At 58.4% G+C, this 21,689-nt stretch carries 20 protein-coding genes and 1 tRNA gene; 8 read left to right on the top strand and 13 right to left on the bottom strand.

Going from position 1 to position 21,689, the window contains the following annotated elements; translation table 11 throughout:
- Positions 1-82: 82 nt before the first annotated feature.
- Positions 83-988, bottom strand: a complete 906-nt coding sequence (locus tag DBY73_RS00590) for a LysR family transcriptional regulator (RefSeq protein WP_112009298.1) — start codon at positions 986-988, stop codon at positions 83-85.
- 109 nt (positions 989-1,097) lie between these two features.
- Here DBY73_RS00590 and DBY73_RS00585 point away from each other — a divergent pair, with 109 nt between their 5' ends.
- The 3 genes from DBY73_RS00585 (at position 1,098) to DBY73_RS00575 (ending at position 2,889) form a co-directional block, all read left to right on the top strand.
- On the top strand, positions 1,098-1,958 hold the full coding sequence (locus tag DBY73_RS00585) for a pirin family protein (protein ID WP_112009297.1): 861 nt from the start codon (positions 1,098-1,100) through the stop codon (positions 1,956-1,958).
- Between the two features lie 18 nt (positions 1,959-1,976).
- Positions 1,977-2,654, top strand: a complete 678-nt coding sequence (locus DBY73_RS00580; RefSeq protein ID WP_112009296.1) for an isochorismatase family protein — start codon at positions 1,977-1,979, stop codon at positions 2,652-2,654.
- 147 nt (positions 2,655-2,801) lie between these two features.
- Positions 2,802-2,889 (top strand) — tRNA-Ser (locus DBY73_RS00575).
- A 246-nt stretch (positions 2,890-3,135) separates the two neighbouring features.
- Here DBY73_RS00575 and phoH read toward each other — a convergent pair.
- The 4 genes from phoH to efeU all read right to left on the bottom strand — a co-directional run bounded on the left by phoH (position 3,136) and on the right by efeU (position 7,713).
- The gene (gene phoH, locus DBY73_RS00565; protein WP_003858070.1) at positions 3,136-3,924 is read right to left on the bottom strand and encodes a phosphate starvation-inducible protein PhoH; all 789 of its coding nucleotides are present in this window, start codon (positions 3,922-3,924) and stop codon (positions 3,136-3,138) included.
- A gap of 498 nt (positions 3,925-4,422) precedes the next feature.
- A complete protein-coding gene (gene efeB, locus DBY73_RS00560) occupies positions 4,423-5,706 on the bottom strand; it encodes an iron uptake transporter deferrochelatase/peroxidase subunit (RefSeq protein ID WP_112009293.1) in 1,284 nt (427 codons plus the stop codon).
- A 5-nt stretch (positions 5,707-5,711) separates the two neighbouring features.
- A complete protein-coding gene (gene efeO / locus DBY73_RS00555) occupies positions 5,712-6,839 on the bottom strand; it encodes an iron uptake system protein EfeO (RefSeq protein ID WP_112009292.1) in 1,128 nt (375 codons plus the stop codon).
- A 40-nt stretch (positions 6,840-6,879) separates the two neighbouring features.
- On the bottom strand, positions 6,880-7,713 hold the full coding sequence (gene efeU / locus DBY73_RS00550; RefSeq protein WP_112009291.1) for an iron uptake transporter permease EfeU: 834 nt from the start codon (positions 7,711-7,713) through the stop codon (positions 6,880-6,882).
- Positions 7,714-7,964: 251 nt separating this feature from the next.
- Here efeU and DBY73_RS00545 point away from each other — a divergent pair, with 251 nt between their 5' ends.
- Positions 7,965-9,149: a nucleoside transporter C-terminal domain-containing protein gene (locus DBY73_RS00545; RefSeq protein ID WP_112009290.1), complete on the top strand. Its 1,185-nt coding sequence runs from the start codon at positions 7,965-7,967 to the stop codon at positions 9,147-9,149.
- 71 nt (positions 9,150-9,220) lie between these two features.
- On the opposite strand, the gene DBY73_RS00540 is transcribed toward DBY73_RS00545, so the two are convergent.
- Complete coding sequence (locus tag DBY73_RS00540; protein WP_112009289.1) at positions 9,221-9,640, bottom strand: DUF3574 domain-containing protein; 420 nt, start codon at positions 9,638-9,640, stop codon at positions 9,221-9,223.
- 114 nt (positions 9,641-9,754) lie between these two features.
- A complete protein-coding gene (gene putP / locus DBY73_RS00535) occupies positions 9,755-11,263 on the bottom strand; it encodes a sodium/proline symporter PutP (protein ID WP_112009288.1) in 1,509 nt (502 codons plus the stop codon).
- Positions 11,264-11,685: 422 nt separating this feature from the next.
- Between putP and putA the strand changes: the two genes are divergently transcribed.
- Together putA and DBY73_RS00525 are read left to right on the top strand one after the other, a co-directional pair.
- Entirely contained in the window at positions 11,686-15,648 is a 3,963-nt protein-coding gene (gene putA / locus DBY73_RS00530; RefSeq protein WP_112009287.1) for a trifunctional transcriptional regulator/proline dehydrogenase/L-glutamate gamma-semialdehyde dehydrogenase, read from the top strand.
- Positions 15,649-15,699: 51 nt separating this feature from the next.
- The gene (locus DBY73_RS00525; RefSeq protein ID WP_112009286.1) at positions 15,700-16,101 is read left to right on the top strand and encodes a lysozyme inhibitor LprI family protein; all 402 of its coding nucleotides are present in this window, start codon (positions 15,700-15,702) and stop codon (positions 16,099-16,101) included.
- Between the two features lie 144 nt (positions 16,102-16,245).
- On the opposite strand, the gene rutR is transcribed toward DBY73_RS00525, so the two are convergent.
- The 5 genes from rutR to DBY73_RS00500 form a co-directional block, all read right to left on the bottom strand.
- Complete coding sequence (rutR, locus tag DBY73_RS00520) at positions 16,246-16,899, bottom strand: HTH-type transcriptional regulator RutR (RefSeq protein WP_112009285.1); 654 nt, start codon at positions 16,897-16,899, stop codon at positions 16,246-16,248.
- A gap of 35 nt (positions 16,900-16,934) precedes the next feature.
- Positions 16,935-17,462: a GNAT family N-acetyltransferase gene (locus DBY73_RS00515; protein ID WP_112009284.1), complete on the bottom strand. Its 528-nt coding sequence runs from the start codon at positions 17,460-17,462 to the stop codon at positions 16,935-16,937.
- A 3-nt stretch (positions 17,463-17,465) separates the two neighbouring features.
- Entirely contained in the window at positions 17,466-17,735 is a 270-nt protein-coding gene (locus DBY73_RS00510; RefSeq protein ID WP_112009283.1) for a DUF1778 domain-containing protein, read from the bottom strand.
- 73 nt (positions 17,736-17,808) lie between these two features.
- Complete coding sequence (locus DBY73_RS00505; protein ID WP_112009282.1) at positions 17,809-18,714, bottom strand: DMT family transporter; 906 nt, start codon at positions 18,712-18,714, stop codon at positions 17,809-17,811.
- A 150-nt stretch (positions 18,715-18,864) separates the two neighbouring features.
- Positions 18,865-19,035 carry a general stress protein gene (locus tag DBY73_RS00500; RefSeq protein ID WP_059354485.1) on the bottom strand — a complete coding sequence of 57 codons (171 nt, stop codon included), beginning with the start codon at positions 19,033-19,035 and terminating at the stop codon, positions 18,865-18,867.
- A 391-nt stretch (positions 19,036-19,426) separates the two neighbouring features.
- On the opposite strand from DBY73_RS00500, the gene wrbA reads away from it, so the two are divergent.
- Both wrbA and DBY73_RS00490 read left to right on the top strand, forming a co-directional pair.
- Positions 19,427-20,023 carry an NAD(P)H:quinone oxidoreductase gene (gene wrbA / locus DBY73_RS00495; protein ID WP_112009281.1) on the top strand — a complete coding sequence of 199 codons (597 nt, stop codon included), beginning with the start codon at positions 19,427-19,429 and terminating at the stop codon, positions 20,021-20,023.
- Between the two features lie 19 nt (positions 20,024-20,042).
- Positions 20,043-20,270, top strand: coding sequence for a YccJ family protein (locus tag DBY73_RS00490; RefSeq protein ID WP_112009280.1), 228 nt, complete (start codon positions 20,043-20,045; stop codon positions 20,268-20,270).
- 35 nt (positions 20,271-20,305) lie between these two features.
- On the opposite strand, the gene agp is transcribed toward DBY73_RS00490, so the two are convergent.
- Complete coding sequence (gene agp / locus DBY73_RS00485; RefSeq protein WP_112009279.1) at positions 20,306-21,547, bottom strand: bifunctional glucose-1-phosphatase/inositol phosphatase; 1,242 nt, start codon at positions 21,545-21,547, stop codon at positions 20,306-20,308.
- Positions 21,548-21,689: the final 142 nt, after the last annotated feature.

Genomic DNA, 21,689 nt, shown 5'->3' with positions numbered 1-21,689 from the left:
ATTATTTGAGAAATAGCTTAAGCCAAAATTAAGGTGCCAGGCTTCGGGGTTGCAAAAAATGCGGTTGAGATCCGTTGTCCCCTTATTCCTCCACCATCCGCGCATACTCTTCGGTGAGAAAATCCACCAGCGTTCTGACGGACGGCAGCAGCCCGCGACGCGACGGATATACCGCATGAATCACCTCCCGCCGTGGCTCCCACTGTTCAAGCACCCGAACGAGCTCACCCGATGCAAGCTGATCTTTAACCATCAGTATCGGCAGCTGCACCACGCCCACGCCTGCTGCAGCGGCTTCCCGCAGGGCGAGCATGTCGGATGTAATAAAGCGCGGCGTATAGTGTATCTCCGCTTTTGCCCCTTCCGGACCGCATAAGTCCCACTTATGCACCTGCTTACTCGCCCCCATGCTGAGGCCTGGCCACTCGCTCAGCTCAGAAGGCGCGGAAGGCTTGCCCATTCGTTCAATCATCGTCGGTCCGGCCACCAGGCAGTGTCCCCTGTCAGCGAGCACCCTTAATACCAGATCGCTATCGTCAAACGGACGCGGGCGCACGCGGATCGCCACGTCGACCCCCTCTCCAACCAGATCCACGCGCCGGTTGGTGGCCTCAAGCTGAAGGTTAATTCCCGGATAGCGCACCATAAACCGCGCCAGCATCGGCCCCACGTGCACGTGCAGCAGCGTTACCGGACAGGTGATCCGCACGATACCGCGCGGCTCGGCCTGAAGTGCCGCAACGGCCTCTTCAGCGGCCTCCGCTTCAACCAGCATCGCTTTGCAGTGCTGATAGAACGTGTGCCCCACCTCCGTCACCGTAAACTGCCGGGTTGTGCGCTGGATTAGCCGCACGCCCAGGCGCTCCTCAAGCTGGGCGATGCGGCGGCTGAGCTTCGACTTAGGCTGATCCAACGCCCGACCGGCCGCCGCAAATCCGCCGTGATCCACCACCTTCACAAACCAAACAAAATCATTGAGATCCTGCATAGCCCCTCATCGTTCTATTTTTGGAACAGTGAATGTCATTTTCACACTCTACCGGAACATTAATGCTGAATATAAGCTAATTACATCAACAAAACATCAGGAGCTCATCATGAAAAACGTGACAGGTGTTTATACCGCGCCCCGTCCACACTGGGTTGGCGATGGTTTCCCGGTTCGTTCGATGTTTTCTTATCAAACCCACGGCGAACCGCTCAGCCCGTTCCTGCTGCTGGACTACGCGGGCCCGCATACCTTTCCGGCGGATGGCGTCAAGCGCGGCGTGGGCGAGCATCCGCACCGCGGCTTTGAAACGGTCACCATCGTCTATTCCGGTGAGGTTGAACATCGCGATTCTACCGGCAGGGGCGGCGTCATCGGCCCGGGCGACGTGCAGTGGATGACGGCGGGCGCGGGCATTTTGCACGAGGAGTTCCACTCCAGCGCGTTTTCGCAAAAAGGCGGCGAGCTAAAAATGATCCAGCTGTGGGTCAACCTGCCGGCCAAAGACAAGATGGCGGCGCCGGGCTATCAGAGCATCACCAAAAGCCAAATCCCGGTAGTAGCGCTGCCTGACAACAGCGGCTCGCTGAGGGTGATTGCGGGGCGCTATGGCGACGCCGCTGGCCCGGCGCATACCTTTTCACCGCTGAACGTCTGGGACATTGCGCTGCGTCAGGGAAGCCATATCACGCTTGAACAGCCTGACGGCTGGAGCACTGCGCTGGTGGTGCTCGAAGGCAGCGTGACGGTAAACGGCACCGCACAGGCAGGTGAAGCGCAGCTGGTCGTTCTGAGCCAGGACGGCGACAGGCTGCATCTGGAAGCCAGCAGCGACGCCAAAGTGCTGCTGATGGCGGGCGAGCCGCTAAACGAGCCGATTGTAGGTTACGGCCCGTTTGTGATGAACAGTAAAACCGAAATCGCCGAAGCCATTCGCGATTTCAACTCCGGCCGCTTCGGCCAGATCTGATAAATAAAGGAGAGAACCATGTCTACCCCTGCTAACTTCAACGGCGCACGTCCCGTGATTGACGTGAATGACGCGGTGATGCTGCTTATCGATCACCAGAGCGGTCTGTTCCAGACCGTCGGCGACATGCCGATGCCGGAGCTGCGCGCCCGTGCGGCGGCGCTGGCAAAAATCGCTACGCTTGCCGAAATTCCGGTGATTACCACAGCGTCCGTGCCGCAGGGCCCCAACGGACCGCTTATTCCGGAGATCCACGCCAACGCGCCGCATGCGCAGTACGTGGCGCGCAAGGGCGAGATCAACGCCTGGGATAACCCGGAGTTTGTTGCGGCGGTTAAAGCGACAGGACGTAAAACGCTGATTATCGCGGGCACCATCACCAGCGTATGCATGGCGTTTCCGTCCATCAGCGCGGTGGCGGACGGCTATAAGGTCTTCGCGGTTATCGATGCTTCCGGCACCTACAGCAAGATGGCGCAGGAAATTACGCTGGCGCGGGTAGTCCAGGCGGGCGTTGTGCCGATGGATACGGCGGCGGTTGCCTCCGAGATCCAGCGCACCTGGAATCGTGCGGATGCGGCAGAATGGGCTGAGGTGTACACCCATATCTTCCCTGCCTACCAGTTGCTGATCGAAAGCTACAGCAAGGCGCAGGAAGTGGTTAAGAACAGCGAAGCGCTCGATTCCCAGCGTTAATCCCCCGCTCCGCGGTGTAAAAACCGTGGAGCTGACTATTGCTTAACCGAACGGGCACTAAACCAGAAAATCTGCTTGACCGCTTTAGCGCAACTCCCTATAGTAGCGCCCCGTTGCCCCCCCAAGCGGTCAGGCAGCAAACAATATGGTGAGGTGTCCGAGTGGCTGAAGGAGCACGCCTGGAAAGTGTGTATACGGCAACGTATCGGGGGTTCGAATCCCCCCCTCACCGCCATATTTAAAGAAGAGCTCGCATGAAAATGCGGGCTTTTTTTTCGCATATTGCACTTTACCCTTGTGCGGTCTGGGCCCCTCACCCTAACCCTCTCCCCAAGGGAGAGGGAAAACGTTACATCTCACCTCTAACCCTCTGGGAAAACCGCACCGGCCCCGCAGGTCGGGCAAGCGCAGCGCCACCCGACATCAAACCCCGCACAAAAAACAAAGCCCGGTTGCCCGGGCCTTGAACACAACGGCTAATTCAGTAGTACGCTTGCAGCGTGCGCTGGCACAGTGCCGAACGCACGCAGTCCTCTTTGGTAAAGCGCACCACCCCGATCATTTCATCTTCTTCGAAACGCGACATAGCGTCGCTCAGCCCGGATTTCACGCCGGAAGGCAGGTCACACTGGGTAATATCGCCATTGACGATGACCGTCACGTTCTCCCCGAGGCGCGTTAAAAACATCTTCATCTGCGCAGCGGTCACGTTCTGAGCCTCGTCAAGAATGACGACCGCATTTTCAAATGTACGTCCGCGCATATAGGCGAACGGCGCGATTTCCACCTTACCAATCTCCGGCCGCAGGCAGTACTGCATAAAGGATGCGCCCAGCCGCTTCACCAGCACGTCATAGACGGGCCGGAAGTACGGGGCAAACTTCTCCGAGATATCGCCGGGCAAGAAGCCGAGATCTTCATCCGCTTGCAGTACCGGACGGGTAACAATAATGCGCTCCACGTCCTTATGAATCAGCGCTTCCGCCGCTTTGGCCGCGCTGATCCAGGTTTTCCCGCATCCGGCTTCACCGGTTGCAAAGATAAGCTGTTTACTCTCGATAGCATTCAGGTAGTGCGCCTGAGCCTCATTGCGGGCCACAATTGGAGAAGCATCACGGCTATCCCGCGCCATGCCAATTGATTCAACGCCACTCATCTGCACAAGCGAGGTGACCGATTCTTCTTCACGCTGTTTATGGCTGCGTGAATCCCGTCTCAGCACGCGTTTTGCTTCGCGACGAGCTTTGATCACTGCTTTTTGTCTTCCCATGGATAGCACCTTGAGTTGTTGGTATTCATCACACGCGCCGGCATCGGCACGATTATGCGCACGAACATCTGAGGGTTGGCTTCCTTGTAAGCCATTGCTTGCCTTTCCGGATGACGATACAACACAGCTACGCGCACTGTTTTGCACGTCGGTAGAATGCGTTTTTGAAGAGATGAGGAGAATGTGGGAGTGAAGAAATCGCTGCCGGAGTCTGAGCCTCCGCGCCGGGTGTTGCGGTTGTTATGTTTACCTTGTCCAGTACAGGACGCAACCATTCGCGATCTCCATAGTGATACAGCATCACTGCCGGGAACTACCGCTGTCTTATAGTAAGTACATCACCAATTATCACAAATGCAACATTTATTTTACCTGAGAGCAACTTTTAAGACTGCGCCTGCAGCGGATTCAGTCTCATATACAAATATTACAGTAATATAACAGTGCGTTAGTCATAGAAAAAAATAATGTCCCTGCGAACTGTCGCAGGGACAACTATCAGGCTTCTATGAGCCCCTGAGCGAGATACGCGTTGCGATCGCGCACGCCCGGCAGGGCAAAGAAATAGCCGCCACCGATGGGCTTGACGTACTCTTCCAGCGCTTCACCGTTTAAGCGCTTCTGCACGGTCAGGAAACCTTTTTCAAGGTCATGCTGATAGCAGACAAACAGCAGCCCCATATCGAGCTGGCCGGAGTTAGTCACGCCCAGTGAGTAGCTGTAGCCGCGGCGCATCATCAGGCTGGACTGCGTCTCTTTGGTGCGCGGGTTGGCAAGGCGAATATGGCTGTCCAGCGCGATAACGTCGCCGTTTGGATCGCTGGCGTAGTCCGGCACGTCATGCTCATTCTTCATCCCGAGCGGCGCCCCGCTCTGCTTGTCGCGGCCAAAAATGGTCTGCTGCTCTTTCAGCGGCGTGCGGTCCCAGAACTCCACATGGAACTGGATAATACGCACCGCCTGGTAGCTGCCGCCAGCCGCCCACGCAGGCTCGCCCTGGTCGGCAGTGACCCACACCACGTTCTTCATCAGAGCGGCATCGCTGCTGTCCGGGTTGGCGGTACCGTCCTTAAAGCCCAGCAGGTTTACCGGCGTCTCTTTGCCTTTGCTGCGCGCCGCGTGATCGGAGATGAACCCCTCCCGCTTCCAGCGCACGCTCAGCAGATCCGGCGTGTGCTTGATGATGTCGCGCAGGGCGTGGATCACCGTGTCCTGCGTGTTGGCGCAAATCTGCAGCAGCAGATCGCCATGGCACAGCGCCGCGTCGAGGGAGTCATTCGGGAAGCGCGTCATTTTCTGCAGCGCCTTCGGCTTCTGATTCGCCAGGCCGTAGCGCGCGTCAAACAGCGACTCGCCGACCGACACGGTAATGGTCAGGTTGTCAGGGGCGATAAACGGCCCAAGAATACCGGAGTCCATCGGCGGCAGGCGCGGGTTCGGCGTTTCCGGTGCCGGGCCGCCGGCGGTCAGAAACGCAATGCGCGCCGTCAGCAGGCGGAACAGACGCTCAAGATCCGCCTTATCGCTCGCCAGCGAATCAAACGCCACCAGCATCATGGAAGCCTGCTGCGGCGTGAGAATGCCCGACTGGTGCTCACCGTAGAAAGGCTGCGTCTCCATGCGGGCATTGGGCGACAGCGTGCCGGGCGCGCTTTGCGGTTTCGCCGCATGCGCCACCGGACAGCCTCCCGCCAGGGCGAGCGCGCCGCTCAGCGCCCCCACCCCTTTTAACAACCGACGTCGTGAAGGTTCAGCCACGTCGTACTCGTCGTGCTTTTTCATCGTGCTTAGTCCAGACCCAGAACGCCGCGCAGCTGCGCCAGATCTTCCGCCAGCGTGGTAATCGGGCCTTTCAGCGCGTTACGGTCGGCATCGGTCAGCTTGTCATAGGTTTCGAAACCGTCTTTGGTGCGGTACTTCGCCAGAATCGCGTCGACCTTTTTGAAGTTGGCATCCACTTTCGCCAGTAGGTCACCGTTCTCTTTTTGCAGCTGCGGGCGCAGCAGGTTAACAATTTTCTGCGCGCCGTCGACGTTGGCCTGGAAGTCCCAGAGGTCGGTGTGGCTGTAGCGATCTTCTTCGCCGCTGATTTTGCTCGCGGCCACTTCTTCAATCAGCCCGGCCGCGCCGCCCACCACTTTTGACGGCGGGAAGGCCAGCTCGCTAATGCGCTTTTGCAGCTCCAGCACGTCGCCGTTCAGCTGCTCCGCGTATTTCTCCATCCCTTTGGTAGAGCTATCGCCAAACAGCGCTTTTTCCAGACGGTGGAAGCCGGTGAATTTCGGATCGGCGGCCTTCTGCTCGTAGTCATCTTCGCGGGCGTCAATGCTGCCGTCCAGATCGGAGAAGAGCTCGGCAATCGGCTCGATACGCTCGTAGTGCTGGCGCGTTGGCGCGTAGAGGGATTTCGCTTTTTCGATATCGCCCGCTTTCACCGCGTCGGTAAAGGCCTTGGTGCTCGCCACCAGATCCGCCGTCTCTTTGGTGACGTAGGCTTTATAGGCGGTAATGGCATCGCCGAGGCTCATCAGCGCATTGCCTTTGGCCGCATCAGCGGTAGCTTCGCCCTTCACGATCAGCTTGCCTTTCGGGTTGGTCAGCAGGCCGCAGGTCATGTCGTACTCGCCCGGCTGCAGGCTGGCGGTCATCTTCTGGCTAAAGCCGGGGGCGATGTTTTCGCGCTCTTCCACCACCATCACGCCTTTGAGGATCTCCCACTCCAGCGCTTTCTGGCTGTGGTTCTGAATAATAAACTGGGTTTTACCGCTGTTGACCGTCACGGTCATCGGCTCACACTGCTTATCATTGACGGTAATTTTTACCTGCGGGATATCTGCTGCCTGGGCGGCGAAGGCAGAAGCGAACAGCGCGGCAATACCTGCGCATAACGCACTACGACGGAACTGAATTGCCATGACTCTTCCCTTTAAAAGTATGTTGTCACTAAATAACGAATTACGGGGCGACGCGCGTCGCCTGGGAGCCGGTACGCGGCGGCATCGCGAACAGCACCAGCGCCGGCACCAGATAGATAAAGTACATCGCGACTTCGCTGACGCTCGGCGTCTCCTGATAGCCAAAGATCCCTTCCAGCAGCGTGCCGGTCAGCGAATGCGTTGACAGGATAGTGCTGAGGTCGAACGCCACGTCCTGGAAGTGATTCCACAGCCCGGCCTCGTGGAACGCGCGAACGGCGCCCGCCGCCAGCCCTGCCGCAACCAGCAGAATGAAGAGGCTGGTCCATTTGAAGAAGGCACCGAGGTTAAGACGAATGCCGCCCCAGTAGAGCAGGAAGCCGAGCACAACCGCGGTCGCCAGCCCGAGCATCGCCCCGAGCGGCGGCCAGATGCCCACGTCCTGCTGGAAGGCGGCCAGCAGGAAGAAGACCGACTCCAGCCCTTCACGCGCGACGGCGAAAAAGACCATCGCGATCAGCGCCCAGCCGTGGTTGTTGCCCTTTTGCAGCGCCGTATCCACCGCCTGCTCCAGCTGAACCTTGACGTTGCGGGAGACTTTGCGCATCCAGAACACCATCCAGGTGAGGATAAAGACCGCAATCACCGCCACGATCCCCTCAAATAGCTCCTGCTCTTTCTGCGGGAACTCGCCCGTGGTTTCATTGATGAGAATGCCAAGCCCAAGACAGAGCGCGGCCGCGAGGAAAACCCCAATCCACATCACGCCAATCCAGCGCCCGCGCTGGGTTCGCTTCAGGTAGCTGGCGATAAGGCTCACAATCAGGGCCGCTTCTAGGCCTTCACGTAACATAATGAGAAATGGAACAAACATGCGGACACCTTAAATGTTTATCGCGGTCAAGTGATGCAAAGAAAGGTAAATTCTTGTGATAGTGATTATCATTACGGCGAGAAGAAAAACAAGCGAAATGTGTTGAGTTTTAATGACGAGATGTAAACCCTTCGCCTGATAATGGTTTCCGGTATTACTTTTATGTTTATAAGTTATAACGTAAATGCCCGTTTACGGTTAACTGTCGCTGTGGCTAAATAAGCGCCTCGAAAACTAACCGAAAACTGATTATGTATCACATCCTCCATTTTCTGCTGGCCCTGGTGATTATTCTGGCGCTGGCCTGGCTGGTGAGCTTTGACCGCCGCAAGATCCGCATTCGTTATATTTTGCAGCTTATCGTTATTGAAATGGCCCTCGCCTTCTTTTTCCTGCATGCGGAAAGCGGTCTGTTCGTTATTAAATACGTGTCGGGATTTTTTGAATCGCTGCTTAAATTCGCCGGCGAAGGCACTAATTTCGTCTTCGGCGGAATGGGCGAAAAAGGGCTGGCGTTTATTTTCCTCGGCGTGCTTTGCCCAATTATTTTCATCTCTGCGCTGATCGGTATTCTCCAGCACTGGCGAATTTTGCCAATATTTATTCGCGTCATCGGCACGCTGCTGTCAAAGCTTAACGGCATGGGCAAGCTGGAATCCTTTAACGCGGTGAGCTCGCTGATCCTCGGCCAGTCTGAAAACTTCATTGCATACAAAGGGGTATTGGGCGATCTCTCCTCGCGTCGCCTGTTCACCATGGCCGCCACGGCAATGTCGACCGTTTCGCTGTCGATTGTCGGGGCCTATATGACCATGCTGGACGCCAAATTTGTGGTCGCGGCGCTAATTCTGAACATGTTCAGCACCTTTATTATCCTTTCGGTGATCAACCCGGTACGTCCGGAAGCGGAGCCGGAGATTAAGCTCGAAAAACTGCACGAATCCCAGAGCTTCTTTGAGATGCTCGGCGAATATATTCTGGCCGGTTTTAAGGTCGCGATGATTATTCTGGCGATGCTGATTGGCTTTATTGCCCTGATTAGCGCCGTCAACGCCCTTTTCTCAAGCGTATTCGGCATGAGCTTCCAGCAGATCCTCGGCTACGTCTTTTATCCTCTGGCGTGGCTGATTGGTATTCCGCTGAGCGACGCCCTGCACGCGGGAAGTATTATGGCGACCAAGCTGGTGGCGAATGAATTTGTGGCGATGATAGAGCTGCAAAAAATCGCCCATCAGATGACGCCGCGCGGGCTGGGGATCCTCTCCATCTTCCTGGTGTCGTTCGCTAACTTCGCCTCGATTGGCATCGTCGCGGGGGCCATTAAGGGTCTGAATGAGCAGCAGGGCAACGTGGTGTCGCGCTTTGGCCTGCGCCTGGTGTACGGGGCCACGCTGGTAAGCCTGCTATCGGCGAGCTTTGCGGGGCTGGTGCTGTAACGCCATGCCGGGTGGCGCGTCGTTTACCCGGCTTACAAAATAATGACGGCGGGTTTTCCCGCCGTTTTATTTTAAAACTGCACGCACACCGGCTGATCGACCCGCATCACCGATTCCTGCGCAAAGCGTGATTTATAGATCCCGCGCAGCGCTTCAATGTTCTTCTCGCTCTGCGCATCTTTACCGTGGATCAGCATCAGCGCCCTGCTCGGCTCGCGCGCCACCTTCCCGTCGTTGCCCAGCCACTGCCCGCGCGCCTCAAACACCGTCAGGCCATCGCGAAAGCGCGGGGTCACGTCCTGGTCAACAAACTGCTGCCACTCGCTGGGGGTAATCTGCGCCCCCGCCGGACGGTTGAGGCCGAAATAGAGCGTGGTCTGCTGCATCTGGTTATCCGCTTTGCAGGTCTCCATTGCCGCGTGCTGCGATGGTGCGTTGCAGCCTGCGAGCAAGAATAATGCCGCCGCCATAAGCCCTGTTTTGATGGTCATTGTTCGCTATCCTCATTGTTATAAGTGCAGCGATATCAACGTAAATTGCAGAATTTAGCAAGAGAGGTTTATTCCCTCTCCCCACCGGGGAGAGGGTTAGGGTGAGGGGGGAAATTACTCAGCCTGGAGCTTAGACGGCGGCGCGGAGTGGTAGTGCGCGTCCGCTTCCGCAAAGCGTTTCTGCATCGCGGCAGACGGTGCTTTGCCCAGCAGGCTGAACACCACGATGCCGATGCTGCCGAAGATAAAGCCCGGGATGATTTCGTACAGGCCCAGCCACGCGAACTGCTTCCAGACGATAACGGTGACCGCGCCGATGATCATCCCCGCCAGCGCGCCGTTGCGTGTCATACGTGACCACAGAACGGAGAACAGGACTACCGGGCCAAATGCCGCCCCGAAACCTGCCCACGCGTAGCTCACCAGGCCCAGAACGCGGTTATTAGGGTTGGCCGCCAGCGCAATGGCAATTAACGCCACCACCAGCACCATAAAGCGCCCGACCCACACCAGCTCTTTCTGGCTCGCGCCTTTGCGCAGGAACGCTTTGTACAAGTCTTCGGTGATGGCACTGGAGCACACCAGCAGCTGGCAGCTCAGCGTAGACATTACCGCCGCCAGAATGGCGGAGAGCAGGATACCGGCAATCCACGGGTTGAACAGGATCTGCGCCAGCTCGATGAACACGCGCTCGGCGTTCTGGTTCACCGCGCCCGCCTGTGCCGGGTTGTTGTTGAAGTAGGCGATGCCGAAGAAGCCGACGGCGCACGCGCCTGCCAGGCAGAGGATCATCCACGTCATGCTGATGCGGCGCGCGTGAACGATGGTGTGGTGAGAATCCGCCGCCATGAAGCGCGCCAGGATGTGCGGCTGGCCGAAGTAGCCCAGCCCCCAGCCCATCAGCGACACGATGGCCACGAAGTTCAGCCCTTTCAGCATGTCGACGTTTTCAATGCTCTTCTGCTTGATCACTTCCAGCGATTCGCCGAAGCCGCCGACGGTGAAAATTACAATCACCGGCGTCAGGATCAGGGCGAAGATCATCAGGCTCGCCTGCACGGTGTCGGTCCAGCTTACCGCCAGGAATCCGCCCACGAAGGTATAGAGGATGGTCGCCGCGGCACCCGCCCACAGCGCGGTTTCATAGCTCATGCCGAAGGTGCTCTCGAACAGGCGCGCGCCCGCCACGATGCCGGAAGCACAGTAGATGGTGAAGAACAGCAGGATCACCACCGCGGAGATAATACGCAATATGCGGCTGTTATCTTCAAACCGTCCGGTGAAGTAATCCGGCAGCGTCAGGGCGTTGTTGTTGGCCTCGGTATGCACGCGCAGGCGGCCTGCCACCAGCTTCCAGTTGATCCACGCCCCGACGGTCAGGCCGATTGCAATCCAGCTTTCAGAGATACCGGAGATGAAAATTGCGCCCGGCAGCCCCATCAGCAGCCAGCCGCTCATATCGGATGCGCCCGCAGACAGCGCGGTCACCATCGGGCCCAAACTGCGGCCGCCGAGGATGTAGTCGTCAAAGTTCTTTGTTGAACGCCATGCCAAAAACCCTATCAGGATCATGCCAAAAATATAAACGAGAAATGTCACCAGCATCGGTGTGCTAATAGCCATTCAAATTCTCCAAAATATCGAGCGACAGCCGTCCGGGCTGCCTTGTTATGTCATCACCGGAACGTAGTGATGTGTGTATGTGTTTCCGTTGGGCGCGCTATCCTGCCGTATGCGCATCCCGCTGACAAACGATTTAACACTGCATTTACATCAAATTCATCCCCGCTTTGATACGAGTTTCCTATAGGTTGCACTCGCTCACGCTTTTAAGGGTTGCACCTTTTAAAAGTGTTAACTCCCGCATAAAAAGAGGCTTCCCATGCAGATGCCAGCGCTTTTTTACAGCTAACCATTCGTTAACAACTCTTTCATTTTCTGGGTTGCAAACCAGGTCACATTTAACACGGTTGCACAAAGTTGCAACATGGTGGATATTTCATGCCATCTACAAAACGCGATTACAGAACAACAGGAGTTTTGGCATGGGGATGACCACCATGGGGGTTAAGCTGGATGACGCTACCCGCGAACGGATTAAAACCGCAGCGACCCGCATTGACCGCACACCGCACTGGTTAATCAAGCAGGCGATTTTTAACTATCTGGAAAGGCTGGAAAGCGAAGACAGCCTGCCCGAGCTGCCTGCCCTGCTGGCGGGCGCGGCGAATGAGAGCGAAGACGCTGCCGCAATCGTTGAAGAGAGCCACCAGCCGTTCCTTGAATTTGCCGAGCAGATCCTGCCGCAGTCCGTCAGCCGCGCTGCCATCACCGGGGCCTACCGCCGTGCCGAAACCGACGCGGTGCCAATGCTGCTGGAGCAGGCTCGCCTGCCGGACGCCATCGCGTCGAAGGCGCACGACCTCGCCTATCAGCTGGCCGACAGGCTGCGTAACCAGAAAACCGCCAGCGGCCGCGCCGGAATGGTGCAGGGCCTGCTGCAGGAGTTCTCCCTCTCCTCGCAGGAGGGCGTGGCGCTGATGTGCCTCGCGGAAGCGCTGCTGCGCATTCCTGACAAAGCCACCCGCGACGCGCTGATCCGCGACAAGATCAGCAACGGCAACTGGCATTCCCACATTGGCCGCAGCCCGTCGCTGTTCGTTAACGCCGCCACCTGGGGCCTGCTGTTTACCGGCAAGCTGGTCTCCACCCACAACGAGGCCAACCTCTCCCGCTCCCTGAACCGCATCATCGGCAAAAGCGGCGAGCCGCTGATCCGCAAAGGCGTGGACATGGCGATGCGCCTGATGGGCGAGCAGTTCGTGACCGGCGAAACCATTGCCGAAGCGCTGGCAAACGCGCGCAAGCTGGAAGACAAAGGCTTCCGCTACTCCTATGACATGCTGGGCGAAGCGGCGCTGACCGCCGCCGACGCGCAGGCGTATATGGTCTCTTACCAGCAGGCGATCCACGCCATCGGTAAAGCCTCCAACGGGCGCGGCATTTATGAAGGTCCGGGCATCTCCATCAAGCTTTCCGCCCTGCACCCGCGCTACAGCCGCGCGCAGTACGACCGCGTGATGGAAGAACTGTACCCGCGCCTGAAGTCCCTGACCCTGCTGGCGCGCCAGTACGACATCGGCATTAACATCGATGCCGAAGAGGCCGACCGCCTGGAAATTTCCCTCGATCTGCTGGAAAAGCTGTGCTTCGAGCCGGAGCTGGCGGGCTGGAACGGGATTGGCTTCGTCATCCAGGCCTACCAGAAGCGCTGTCCGTTCGTCATTGATTACCTGATTGATCTGGCAAGCCGCAGCCGCCGTCGCCTGATGATCCGCCTGGTGAAGGGCGCCTACTGGGACAGCGAGATCAAGCGCGCCCAGATGGAAGGGCTGGAGGGCTATCCGGTCTATACCCGCAAGGTCTACACCGACGTCTCTTACCTCGCCTGTGCGAAAAAGCTGCTCGGCGTGCCGAACCTGATTTATCCGCAGTTCGCCACCCACAACGCCCATACCCTGGCGGCGATCTACACCCTGGCGGGGCAGAACTACTATCCGGGCCAGTACGAGTTCCAGTGCCTGCACGGCATGGGCGAACCGCTGTACGAGCAGGTCACGGGGAAAATCGCGGACGGCAAGCTGAACCGCCCGTGCCGTATCTATGCGCCGGTGGGCACCCACGAAACGCTGCTGGCGTACCTGGTGCGCCGCCTGCTGGAAAACGGCGCGAACACCTCTTTCGTTAACCGCATCGCCGATACCACCCTGCCGCTCGACGAGCTGGTGGCCGACCCGGTGCAGGCCGTCGAGAAAATGGCGGCGCAGGAAGGCCAGATCGGCCTGCCGCATCCGAAGATTGCCCTGCCGCGCGAGCTATACGGTGAAGGCCGCGTCAACTCGGCGGGCCTCGACCTGTCCAACGAGCATCGCCTGGCCTCTCTCTCCTCTGCCCTGCTCAACAGCGCACTGCAGAAATGGCAGGCGAAACCGATCCTTGAGCAGCCCGCCGCCGACGGCGACATGCAGCCGGTGATCAACCCGGCGGAGCCAAAGGACATCGTCGGCTACGTGCGTGAAGCCACCGAAGCGGAAGTGGACCAGGCGCTGGACAGCGCGGTGAACAACGCGCCTATCTGGTTCGCCACCCCGCCGCAGGAGCGCGCCGCCATTCTGGAGCGCGCCGCGGTGCTGATGGAAGATCAGATGCAGCAGCTTATCGGCATTCTGGTGCGCGAAGCGGGTAAAACCTTCAGCAACGCCATCGCCGAAGTGCGCGAAGCGGTGGATTTCCTGCACTACTACGCGGGACAGGTGCGCGATGATTTCGACAACGAAACCCACCGTCCGCTGGGCCCGGTGGTGTGTATCAGCCCGTGGAACTTCCCGCTGGCGATCTTCTCCGGCCAGATTGCCGCCGCCCTTGCCGCAGGCAACAGCGTGCTGGCGAAACCGGCTGAACAAACGCCGCTGATCGCCGCCCAGGGGATCAACATTCTTCTTGAAGCCGGCGTGCCTGCGGGCGTTGTCCAGCTGCTGCCGGGACGCGGTGAAACGGTCGGCGCGAAGCTGACCTCCGATAACCGCGTACGCGGCGTAATGTTTACCGGCTCGACCGAAGTTGCCTCTCTGCTGCAGCGCAACATTGCTACCCGTCTGGATGCGCAGGGTCGTCCTACCCCGCTCATCGCGGAAACCGGCGGCATGAACGCGATGATCGTCGACTCCTCCGCGCTCACCGAGCAGGTGGTGGTGGACGTGCTGGCCTCGGCGTTCGACAGCGCGGGCCAGCGCTGCTCCGCGCTGCGCGTGCTCTGCCTGCAGGACGACGTGGCCGACCACACGCTGAAAATGCTGCGCGGCGCGATGGGCGAATGCCGGATGGGCAACCCGGGCCGCCTCACCACCGACATCGGGCCGGTGATCGACGCGGAAGCCAAAGCCAATATCGACAACCACATTCAGGCGATGCGCGCCAAGGGCCGTCCGGTCTACCAGGCGGTGCGCCAGAATAGCGAAGACGCCCGCGAGTGGCAGACCGGCACCTTCGTGCCGCCGACGCTGATTGAGCTGGCGAGCTTCGACGAGCTGAAAAAGGAGGTCTTCGGCCCGGTGCTCCACGTGGTGCGCTACAACCGTAACAACCTCAGCGAGCTGATCGATCAGATTAACGCTTCCGGCTATGGCCTGACGCTCGGCGTGCATACCCGCATCGACGAAACCATCGCCCAGGTGACCGGCAGCGCCAAGGTCGGCAACCTGTACGTGAACCGCAACATGGTCGGCGCGGTCGTCGGCGTGCAGCCGTTCGGCGGCGAAGGCCTGTCCGGCACCGGTCCGAAAGCGGGCGGTCCGCTGTACCTGTACCGCCTGCTGGCTAACCGTCCGGAAAATGCGCTGGGCGTGACGCTGGCGCGCCAGGACGCGGAATACCCGGTGGACGCCCAGGTGAAAGCCGTGCTGACGCAGCCGCTTGAAGCGCTGATCGGCTGGGCGGAGAACCGCCCTGAACTGCGCGACGCGGCGCGGCAGTACGGCGAGCTGGCGCAGGCCGGCACGCAGCGCCTGCTGCCGGGGCCTACCGGCGAGCGTAACACCTGGACGCTGATGCCGCGCGAGCGCGTATTGTGCGTGGCGGATAACGAGCAGGACGCGCTGGTTCAGCTGGCCGCGGCAATGGCGACCGGGTGCGAAGTGCTGTGGCAGGAAGACGCGCTGCATCGCGACCTGGCAAAACAGCTGCCGAAAGCCGTCTCTGCCCGCATTCACTTTGCGAAACCGGACGTGCTGCTTGCCCAGCCGTTTGAAGCCGTGATCTACCACGGGGACTCCGACCAGCTTCGCGAGCTGTGCGAACAGGTTGCGGCCCGCAGCGGCGCGATCGTGTCGGTGCAGGGCTTCGCCCGCGGCGAGACCAACCTGCTGCTGGAGCGCCTGTACGTCGAGCGCTCCCTCAGCGTCAACACCGCGGCGGCGGGCGGGAACGCCAGCCTGATGACAATCGGCTAACGCTGTGCTAATAAGGCTCCGGAAACGGAGCCTTATTTTATTGGGGAGTGTATGAAACGATTTATTATCGCCGGTACCGCAATGCTGCTGAGCGCCAGCGCGCTGGCCAACGAGTGTGACAAAGCCACCACCCAGCTTGAACTGAACACCTGTAGCGCGCAGCAATATCAGGCTGCCGATAAAAAGCTCAACCAGACGTATCAGGCCGCCATTGCGCGTGCGGCAGCCCCCCAGCGCGATCTGCTGAAAAAAGCGCAGCAGGCGTGGATTACCCTGCGGGATGCGGACTGCGCGTTTATCGGTTCGGGTACGGAAGGGGGAAGCGTTCAGCCAATGATTATGAACCAGTGCCTGGCGGAAAAAACCGTCGAGCGCGAAGCGTTTCTCGCCTCGCTGATGCAGTGTGAAGAGGGCGACCTAAGCTGTCCCCTCACCCCGGCCCTCTCCCCATAGGGGCGAGGGAGAAAAACCGCGCAGAACAGTCCCCTCTCCCATAGGGGCGAGCGAGAAAAGACCGCACAAAACAGTCCCCTTTCCCATAGGGGCGAGCGAGAAAAGACCGCACAGAACAATCCCCTCTCCCCTTTGGGGAGAGGGTTAGGGTGAGGGGAACTCGCGCACGCGGATCCCTTCGATAATCATCCGCTGCACGTTTTCGAGCGTGCTGTGGAAAAATGCTTCGTCCTGAAGCGTTTTTCCGGTCACCGCCTCTACCTGGGCCGCAAAGTCAGCGTAGTGCTGGGTTGCGGCCCAGATCATAAAGATCAGGTGGTGCGGTTCGACCTGGGCCAGCTGGCCGCTGGCGACCCACCCGGCAATAATGGCCGACTTATCGTCCACCAGCTGTTTTAAATCCCCGGTTAGTTCCGCCTGCAGCAGCGGCGCGCCCTGCAGCATCTCAAGGCAAAACAACCGTGATGCCTGCGGATAATCGCGCGACACCTCCAGCTTCAGGCGAATGTACTCTTTAATCGCCACCAGCGGGGCCAGCTCTGCGCGGAAGGCCTTCAGCGGCGCGAGCCAGATATCGAGGATCTGCTGCATCACGGCGACGTAGAGCGCCTCTTTGGAGGGGTAATAATAAAGCAGGTTAGTTTTCGACACCCCGGCGCACTCCGCGACCTGTTCGAGCCGCGTGCCGTGGATGCCAAACTGCGAGAAGGTTTCCAGCGCCGCGCCGAGAATGGCCTGCTTTTTCGCGCTAACGGCCTTAGAGCGTTTTCCCTGTATTTTCACTTCGCTTTGCGTCATTCCCGCTCTCCGTTTTGGCATGGACATCTTTTCATTCAAAGCGCGTCGCTAAACAGGCGCTCAATGGATTTGGTGGGATAAAAAAGCGAACGGCTGTTTTCGCCCGTCAGCGGAACAAACCCGAGCTTCATGTAAAAGGTTTTGGCCCCTTCGCTAAGCGCATCGACAAACAGGCCATGCACGCCGACGGCCTGAGAGGCCCGGTAGACGGTCTTCATTGCGTGTGTGACCAGCAGGGTTCCCCACGCTTCCCCCTGCAGCTCCCGATGAATCGCGAGCCGCCCCAGCGTGACGCTGGGCACGTTAAAATAGGGAACTTTGCGCTGCTGGGTCTTCGACGGCAGAAGCGCTTTTTCAAAGCAACTGCCGGACAGGGTGTAATATCCGAGCACTCTGGGACAATCGCCCCGCTCGAGGAGGAGGTAGCCTCTTAAGATACGATTCGCATGCTGGCGCTCCAGATGCTCGGTGAGAAACGCGTTGAGCGAAGGTTCACCGCAGTCAAAACCGGCAAAACCGTAATCTTTTCCCTCTGAAAACAGTTCTATCGTTAAATCGGCCACGCCTTACTCCCCGTTTAGAAGATGCCTGGCGGCGCGTTTTAGCCTTTCATTTGGCTCTGGCGGGTTGCTGATAGCCTCCATTACCGCATTCCAAGAAGCGTCGTTGAGAATCAAACGGCGATGCTGTTCAATGACCTGCGCCGCCCGTTCCGACGCGCTGTTCACCATAAACTGGGTGACGGTTTGGTTCGTCATTGCGGCGGCTTCTTCAATCATATTTTTATCTTCGTCGGTCAGGCGGAGATCGATACGCTGTTTTTTCAGTGCCGGCATGGTTTACCTCATTATGTACGGCATTTATCCGTACATAATGTAAGGCGCCCGGACGACTTTATCAATAACAACCTCACTCTGCCGTCAGGTTGGCCACGTCCCGCTTCTTCTTTCTGAGCTTCAGCTCGCTCACCAGCACGCCCGCCACGATAAACGCCGCGCCCAGCAGGGCCAGCAGCGGCAGGCGCTCCCCGGCGAGACGGCCAAAAATGCCCGCCCACACGGGTTCTCCGGTGTAGATGACCGTCGCACGCGTCGGGGAGACGCTGCGCTGCGCCCAGTTCATCGTCACCTGAATAATGGCGCTAAAAATTCCCAAGCCCAGTGCGACCACCACCAGCCCGGTGGACATCGGCGGAACTGACTCCCCTGCCGGGACCATCGCGGCGAACGCCACCAGCGAGGCGGTCGCCAGCTGGACGACGGTGACCCGCTTGACGTCAACCTTCCCCGCCCAGGCGCCGATCAGGATAATTTCCGCGGCGATGGCCACCGCGCCCACGAGGGTAATCATCTCGCCCGGCCCCATCGCCAGCAGGTTATCGCCCGGCCCGGCCAGCAGAATCAGGCCGATAAACGCCAGCACGATGCCGATGCAGGACATTAGCCCCGGCATTCTGCCCAGGCACAGCCACTGCAGGAGCGGCACCAGCGGGACATACATGGCGGTGATAAAGGCAGATTTACTGCTGGAGATGGTCTGTAGCCCCCAGGTTTGCAGGCTGTAGCCCATGGCGATGGCAATCCCAATAACCACGCCGGCCTGAAGCTCTTTAAGGGTTAACCCGCGCAGGGTTTTAAGTGAGATCAGCGCCACGGCAATCGCCGCGGTAGCAAAGCGCAGCCCGACAAAAAAGAACGGGTCGCTCATCGTGACCGCGTACTGGACGGCAAGGAAGGTTCCGCCCCAGAACATGGTGATCAGAATGAGGATGGCTTCCTGAGGTTTTACGGAAAAGGTGAAGCGAGACGACAACATGGGACACCAGAAATAAGGACTAATGGCGTAGTGTGCGATGCCTTTGGTTACAGTTCAATGTTGCACAAATAAAAAAACCGCCGGACTTATCCGGCGGCAGGGATGACTTCAACCTTCAGGTTAAAATCGTTTTAAACAACCCGGCCTCAGCTATTTGCTGCTGCCATGGCTGTTTTTACCCCCTTTTTTGCCAGCTTCTGACGCGCGCTGAGGGTCATTTTTGAAATTCCCCCCGCTCGACTGGCCACCTTTACGGCCTGCTTCTGATGCTCTTTCACGGTCTTCTGCGAAATTACCTGAACCACCACGATGGTTTGCCATCTCGAACCTCCAGAGTGTGAAACATTAGACATCATACTGCATTCAGTAAAAGAGGATTCTTTCACCTGGCGGCGCAAGGACAGAGCCTTTATCTGCGCCGCGTGAAACTAAGCTTAGTGGAGTGAGGCTATCCGGCAAGCGATAGGTAATATTCTGCAACATGATCTCAGCCTTTTGTGTGAGACGATGCGGCGGCGATTCATAACTCTTTCTTATACTTTCCAAAATTCCCTCCCTTAAAGTTGTTTCAATTTGCTACAAAGCCCAATTGTTTATAATTTGTTATAAATCAAAGAAATGCCGTTCATTTTTGCAGTCTGGCTGTGATGTCATATCTTTAAAGGAACGCAGCGAATCGCTGTCAGAAAACACAAACGAGGAGTGATGCAAAATGGCAAAAGTTCTGGTGCTCTATTATTCCATGTATGGACACATCGAAACCATGGCTCACGCGGTCGCTGAAGGTGCAAACAAGGTAGACGGCGTCGAGGTTGTGGTGAAACGCGTACCGGAAACCATGAATGCCGAGGCGTTCCTAAAAGCCGGCGGTAAAACGCAAAACGCGCCGCAGGCAACCCCGCAGGAGCTGGCCGACTACGATGCCATTATCTTCGGTACCCCTACCCGCTTCGGCAATATGTCGGGCCAGATGCGCACCTTCCTCGATCAGACGGGCGGGCTGTGGGCATCCGGCGCCCTCTACGGCAAGCTCGCCAGCGTATTTAGTTCTACCGGCACCGGCGGCGGCCAGGAGCAGACCATCACCTCAACCTGGACTACCCTTGCTCACCATGGGATGGTGATAGTGCCGATTGGCTACGGCGCGCAGGAGCTGTTTGACGTTTCTCAGGTGCGCGGCGGGACGCCTTACGGCGCAACCACCATTGCCGGTGGCGATGGCTCGCGCCAGCCAAGTAATGAAGAACTGGCTATCGCCCGCTATCAGGGTGAATACGTCGCGGGTCTTGCCAAAAAACTGCACGGCTAACCCCAACAGGAGGATATGCATGCCAACTCAAGAATCTAAGGCTCATCGCGTGGGCGAATGGGCCAGTTTACGCAACACCTCTCCGGAAATTGCCGAAGCCATCTTTGAAGTCGCGAACTATGACGAAAAGCTGGCGGAGCAAATCTGGGAAGAAGGCAGCGACGACGTGCTGGTTCGCGCCTTTGAGAAAACGGACAAAGATTCGCTCTTCTGGGGCGAGCAAACCATCGAACGTAAAAACGTCTGATCGAATCCCCCCGCGATGGCGGGGGGGTTATCCTGCTATTTCGCCGCGTCGTTCATCACGGTATTAAACTTATCAATCGGGCAGAAGCCGTCCGCATCGATCGGGCATCCCTTCAGCTCAAGCGTGACGCGCTGCGCCGGGGATTTGAGGGAAAGCACGCTGGCGTTGCGCAGCTGCTCCGAGCTTTGGTAAACGTATTCAATCTTCATCAGGTCGCGATTGGCGCCCTTATCGTGCCAGCGCTGGAAGACAATTTTGCCGCCAATCGGCGTGCGCTCCTGCTGGTCATGCAGCTGATACGGCTTGAAGTCCAGCGCGGTCAGCAGGGACGCGATGTTGGAATCATGCCCCACCAGCAGCGTGATTTTTGCCGCCTTTGCCTGGTCCGCCACCAGCGCGTTATCGATGTACTTCACCAGCGGCTTCGCGACGTTCTGCGCCACTTCCGTAGAGGTAAAGAGCGAATCCTGGTAGCCGTTTTTCAGCTTCGACAGCACGCGCCACTGCTGGTCGGTGTTGATCTCTCCCCACGCCACCTGGTCCATCGGGAAGCCTTCGTAATACTGCAGCGTGAAGGCATCCACCAGCGAGTTCCCCACCTTAAGCGGCCCGGAGACGCCCGGCTCTTTTTCATATTCGGCGCTAAAGGTATCTTTGGCGTCGGTCAGGGAGCAGGCTTTTTTCTCTTTGCAGGACGGGGATTGCGCGTAGTTGGTCATCTGCTCCAGCAGCCTGTAGCTTTCATCAAGCTGCATTTTCTGGCGCTCCGCCTCCATCGCCTTCAGCGCTTTTTCGCGGAACGCTGGGGAGTTATCGGTGATGACCGGATTGAAGTTCGGGTCCATGGTGCCCATTTTTTCCTGATGATGAACAGGAACGTCGCACCCCGGGAAGGCCCCGGTGATAAAGAACTGCGCGGTGGCAACGGTACGCTGCAGGCTGTTGGCGTAGGCATAGACGGCATTGGCCGGTGGACATTCGCCCGTGGTCACCATCCCCTGCTCTGCCAGCCACTCGCGCATGTAGTGGCCCATGTAGACCTCAAGCACGCCGCCCTTGGTGGTGAGCTGGCCGCCCGGCACGTCCCATTCCGGCCACTGCTTCGGCGTGGACTGCTCCAGCACGCTGCCGTTATTGGCGAGCGGCGCGCGCAGGTTGTGGCGGCTCATGATTAATACCTGTTCAAGCTGATACCCGTCCGGCGCGTCCTGCGCCTGGGCGCCGAAAGACATTGAAAGGGTACCTGCCACTGCAACAGCGAGTAGTGCTTTTCTCATCCCTAGATCCTTACTCGGTTTAATAATCCCCTGAGTGTGACAGATTAATAACAATTTTCCGGGAAGGATTTCTCAAAGTTATCAATACGTCCGTTCAAACTGAAGATGGCTACAGGCGAGGCGCGCGACGCGTTGACAGCGA

Origin of the sequence: Enterobacter sp. RIT418 (assembly GCF_003057745.1) — a bacterium.
Lineage (GTDB): Bacteria > Pseudomonadota > Gammaproteobacteria > Enterobacterales > Enterobacteriaceae > Enterobacter.
This window is presented reverse-complemented; position numbering and strand designations above follow the sequence as displayed.

What these genes read in the sequence shown, in the direction of transcription:
- DBY73_RS00510 (WP_112009283.1), bottom strand. Translation starts at nt 17,735, where the DNA reads ATGCCGGCACTGAAAAAACAGCGTATCGATCTCCGCCTGACCGACGAA.
- DBY73_RS00525 (WP_112009286.1), top strand. Translation starts at nt 15,700, where the DNA reads ATGAAACGATTTATTATCGCCGGTACCGCAATGCTGCTGAGCGCCAGC.
- DBY73_RS00545 (WP_112009290.1), top strand. Translation starts at nt 7,965, where the DNA reads ATGTATCACATCCTCCATTTTCTGCTGGCCCTGGTGATTATTCTGGCG.
- efeB (WP_112009293.1), bottom strand. Translation starts at nt 5,706, where the DNA reads ATGAAAAAGCACGACGAGTACGACGTGGCTGAACCTTCACGACGTCGG.
- agp (WP_112009279.1), bottom strand. Translation starts at nt 21,547, where the DNA reads ATGAGAAAAGCACTACTCGCTGTTGCAGTGGCAGGTACCCTTTCAATG.
- DBY73_RS00500 (WP_059354485.1), bottom strand. Translation starts at nt 19,035, where the DNA reads ATGGCAAACCATCGTGGTGGTTCAGGTAATTTCGCAGAAGACCGTGAA.
- wrbA (WP_112009281.1), top strand. Translation starts at nt 19,427, where the DNA reads ATGGCAAAAGTTCTGGTGCTCTATTATTCCATGTATGGACACATCGAA.
- putA (WP_112009287.1), top strand. Translation starts at nt 11,686, where the DNA reads ATGGGGATGACCACCATGGGGGTTAAGCTGGATGACGCTACCCGCGAA.
- DBY73_RS00580 (WP_112009296.1), top strand. Translation starts at nt 1,977, where the DNA reads ATGTCTACCCCTGCTAACTTCAACGGCGCACGTCCCGTGATTGACGTG.
- DBY73_RS00505 (WP_112009282.1), bottom strand. Translation starts at nt 18,714, where the DNA reads ATGTTGTCGTCTCGCTTCACCTTTTCCGTAAAACCTCAGGAAGCCATC.
- efeU (WP_112009291.1), bottom strand. Translation starts at nt 7,713, where the DNA reads ATGTTTGTTCCATTTCTCATTATGTTACGTGAAGGCCTAGAAGCGGCC.
- DBY73_RS00590 (WP_112009298.1), bottom strand. Translation starts at nt 988, where the DNA reads ATGCAGGATCTCAATGATTTTGTTTGGTTTGTGAAGGTGGTGGATCAC.
- rutR (WP_112009285.1), bottom strand. Translation starts at nt 16,899, where the DNA reads ATGACGCAAAGCGAAGTGAAAATACAGGGAAAACGCTCTAAGGCCGTT.
- DBY73_RS00540 (WP_112009289.1), bottom strand. Translation starts at nt 9,640, where the DNA reads ATGACCATCAAAACAGGGCTTATGGCGGCGGCATTATTCTTGCTCGCA.
- DBY73_RS00585 (WP_112009297.1), top strand. Translation starts at nt 1,098, where the DNA reads ATGAAAAACGTGACAGGTGTTTATACCGCGCCCCGTCCACACTGGGTT.
- efeO (WP_112009292.1), bottom strand. Translation starts at nt 6,839, where the DNA reads ATGGCAATTCAGTTCCGTCGTAGTGCGTTATGCGCAGGTATTGCCGCG.
- putP (WP_112009288.1), bottom strand. Translation starts at nt 11,263, where the DNA reads ATGGCTATTAGCACACCGATGCTGGTGACATTTCTCGTTTATATTTTT.
- DBY73_RS00490 (WP_112009280.1), top strand. Translation starts at nt 20,043, where the DNA reads ATGCCAACTCAAGAATCTAAGGCTCATCGCGTGGGCGAATGGGCCAGT.
- phoH (WP_003858070.1), bottom strand. Translation starts at nt 3,924, where the DNA reads ATGGGAAGACAAAAAGCAGTGATCAAAGCTCGTCGCGAAGCAAAACGC.